Raw genomic sequence first — 2,773 nt, 5'->3', positions numbered from 1 at the left:
CAGTAGTTGGGCACGCCGTAATAGTCGTGCGTGCGGGCCTCCCAGTCGCGGTCGCGGTGCCAGTCGTCGCCGCGCTCCGGTGCGCCCTCCAGCTGCTCGGACGTGATGTCGGTCACATAGCCGCCACGGCTGGTGTCGTAGCTCAGCTTGGCCCAAGGGATCGGGTGGTGGTCTTCCCCCATCCCCAGAAAGCCTCCGAAGCCCATCACCGCATAGGCCACCTTGCCGGTCGCCTTGTCGATGGTGAGGTGGTCGATCGTGCCGATGTGCTCGCCGGTGCGGGAATAGACCGCGGTGCCGTTGACCTTGTCGGACGAAATCATTGTCGAGCTCTCATGCATCGTGACATCTCCTCCTGATGTGACAGTAAAACGGGCAGGCAGGGGGCAATGTTCCGGCGCCCCCCGGGGCGGACGGCGGGAAAGAGCGCCTTTCCGCCGAGGCCGCGCGCCACGGCGGTGCGGTCAGGTCGTCAGGGCCGGAAGAAAGGCACGCCCGTCATCAGGCTGTTGACCTGCGAGACAAGGTAATCGGCCTCGGCGCTCTTCTTCAGGTAGTCCTGCCAGTCGGGATCCGCGGCCAGCGCCGCGCGCTTCTGCGCCCGGCCATCCACGTTCTCGTAGACCCAACTGTGCACGTAGCTGTTCACGTCGCCGCTTTCCGTGCGCATGTAGAGCGGCTGCCCCAGATGCCTGGACTGCACCGGCCAGCCGAACTCCTCGTAGAGCTTCAGATGTCTGGCGATGGTGCCGGGGCGGCAGCGGTAGATGCGATGGTCTTAGATCATGGGAGGGACGTCATTTCTGTTTCAGAGGGTGTGGCGCGCAACACACGCCACAGGTCACGGACCGAATAGGCCAGCATGACAGCCCCGGCGAGCGGGATCGCCGCGTAGAACAGCGCCGTGGGCAGGTTGAGGATTGGGGTGAGCGCACGCGACTGGAGCGCGAGATCGTATCTGTGGCGTGTCATTGCGACGAGGAAGGCCGCCTCGATCAGAACCACGAGAAGAGCCATTGGTCGCGCGGCGCGCGGCGGCAGCACCTCGGAGAGCCAGCCCACGCGGAAATGGTCCTGCTCCCGCCAGAGCGCGGCGGAGCCGATGAACACCATCCATGCGAAGAGCCCCTGCAATACCTCGTCGAATCAGGGCAGGCCCGCCAGCTCGAAACTGCGCGCGGTCACGTTGAGCAGGATGAGCGCGAAAAGCCCGACCACTCAAAGGATCGCCACGCCGCGCAGGAGCTGGCCGACACATCGATCGATCATGGTCATTCTCCCAGAACCAGAGTCGGGAACCACGTCGACAGAGCCGGGATGATGCAGACCGCAAGAAGCACGACGAAGATCCCGATGAGATAGGGTGTCAGGGCCTTGGACAGCCGGCCCACCGACAGGCCCGAGACCGAGGAGACGGCGAAGAGCACCATGCCCACCGGCGGTGTTAGGCTCCAGACCCATTGATTTTGGGCTTTCGGCGTGATTCAGGGACCGCAAGGAGACCTGATCGATGAGCAAGCTTTACTGGCTGACTGACGCCCAGATGGAGCGTCTGAAGCCATCTTTTCCGAAGAGCCATGGCAAGCCCCGCGTTGATGATCGTTGTGTTCTGAACGGTGCAATCTTCATCAATCGCAATAGGTTGCGGTGATGTGATGCGCCTGAGGAATATGGGCCAGCCAAGACCCTCTACAACCGTTGGAAGCGTCGGAGCGACAACGGAGTCTTTGCCCGGATCATGGTCGGCTTGGCCGAAGAGAGTACCGAGCATAAGACCATCATGATCGATGCGGCCTATCTCAAGGCGCATCGCACGGCATCGAGCTTGTACGTGAAAAAGGGGGGCGCGGACGCCAGATTGGGCGAACCAAAGGTGGCATGAACACCAAGTTGTACGCGGTTGCCGATGCCAAAGGACGGCCGACCGGGTTCTTCATGTCCGCAGGCCAGGTGATTACACCGGCCCTGCGGCTCTGCTGGGCAGCCTGCCGAAGGCGGGTTGGCTGCTGACAGATCGGGGGTATGATGCCGATTGGTTTAGAGAAGCTTTGAAAGACAAGGGAATAGAGGTCTGCATCCCGGGCCGAAAGTCCCGCAAGAGGGCCGTCAAATATGACAAGCGGCGGTACAAAAGGCGCAACCGCATCGAGATCATGTTCGGGCGCCTCAAGGACTGGCGGGGCGTCGCCACGCGATACGCCCGGTGCCCGGAAACGTTCTTCTCCGCGATCATGCTCGCCGCAACCGTATTGTTCTGGCTTTGAGAGAGAGCGAGTCTGGAACTTAGCGGCTCGCGGCCTCTCGTCTGCGAGCCGGATCAGATCGTCCGCCCGCGGCAGAATGGCTTGTTCGTGGTTACTTTGCCCCAGGAATGTGCGTCAGCGCGGATCGCGGTCGCGGCAAATACCGGCAAACATGCGGCGCTCGACCTGGGCTAGGGGGCGTCGCGCAGGTGAAGATCGATCTCTGGCTACCGTTCTTGCCAGGCGCTGAGGTTCGACAACTCAACCTATCACTGCAAATCTCGCTGCACCGGGCCCCCGGGTCATGCCGCCGGATTACTTCCTCATAAAGCTCCACTGAAGCTGGCCTCCCAGCCAAGCGCTTGGGGGTCGGTGTCGACGTCAAAGATGTGGACCTTCATGCCGCGGGCGAGGGCGGCCGAGGCGAGGATGCGGGTCAGCGTCGTCTTCCCACTGCCGCCTTTCATCATCATGGTCGAGATGGTCTTCAAGCCCGGTCCTCCAAGTCCTGCGGTCCACATATCCGGGAC

The 2,773-nt window shown here is 62.4% G+C and carries 5 protein-coding genes and 1 pseudogene; 1 reads left to right on the top strand and 5 read right to left on the bottom strand.

Features of this window, described 5'->3' with window-relative positions; translation table 11 throughout:
* The 4 genes from G0D83_RS30760 to G0D83_RS30745 form a co-directional block, all read right to left on the bottom strand.
* On the bottom strand, positions 1 to 341 hold a 341-nt coding region (locus tag G0D83_RS30760; protein ID WP_235958230.1), incomplete at its 3' end, for a PRC-barrel domain-containing protein.
* A 131-nt stretch (positions 342 to 472) separates the two neighbouring features.
* Positions 473 to 769 (bottom strand): NIPSNAP family protein, encoded by a 297-nt coding sequence (locus tag G0D83_RS30755; RefSeq protein ID WP_370457368.1) that lies wholly within the window; start codon positions 767 to 769, stop codon positions 473 to 475.
* 14 nt (positions 770 to 783) lie between these two features.
* Positions 784 to 1,134, bottom strand: coding sequence for a TRAP transporter small permease (locus tag G0D83_RS30750; RefSeq protein ID WP_255455881.1), 351 nt, complete (start codon positions 1,132 to 1,134; stop codon positions 784 to 786).
* A 137-nt stretch (positions 1,135 to 1,271) separates the two neighbouring features.
* Positions 1,272 to 1,484 (bottom strand): TRAP transporter large permease subunit, encoded by a 213-nt coding sequence (locus G0D83_RS30745; RefSeq protein ID WP_370457367.1) that lies wholly within the window; start codon positions 1,482 to 1,484, stop codon positions 1,272 to 1,274.
* Between the two features lie 26 nt (positions 1,485 to 1,510).
* Here G0D83_RS30745 and G0D83_RS30740 point away from each other — a divergent pair.
* Positions 1,511 to 2,264 (top strand): annotated as a pseudogene (locus tag G0D83_RS30740) (IS5 family transposase).
* Positions 2,265 to 2,566: 302 nt separating this feature from the next.
* Here G0D83_RS30740 and G0D83_RS30735 read toward each other — a convergent pair.
* Positions 2,567 to 2,773, bottom strand: a 207-nt coding sequence (locus G0D83_RS30735) for an AAA family ATPase (protein ID WP_203595694.1), incomplete at its 5' end; no start/stop codon positions are given.

The sequence above is a fragment of the Salipiger sp. PrR003 genome (genome assembly GCF_010500785.1).
Taxonomy (GTDB): domain Bacteria; phylum Pseudomonadota; class Alphaproteobacteria; order Rhodobacterales; family Rhodobacteraceae; genus Salipiger; species Salipiger pacificus_A.
The sequence above is the reverse complement of the archived record's forward strand: the minus strand, read 5'-3'. Positions and strand labels throughout refer to the sequence as shown.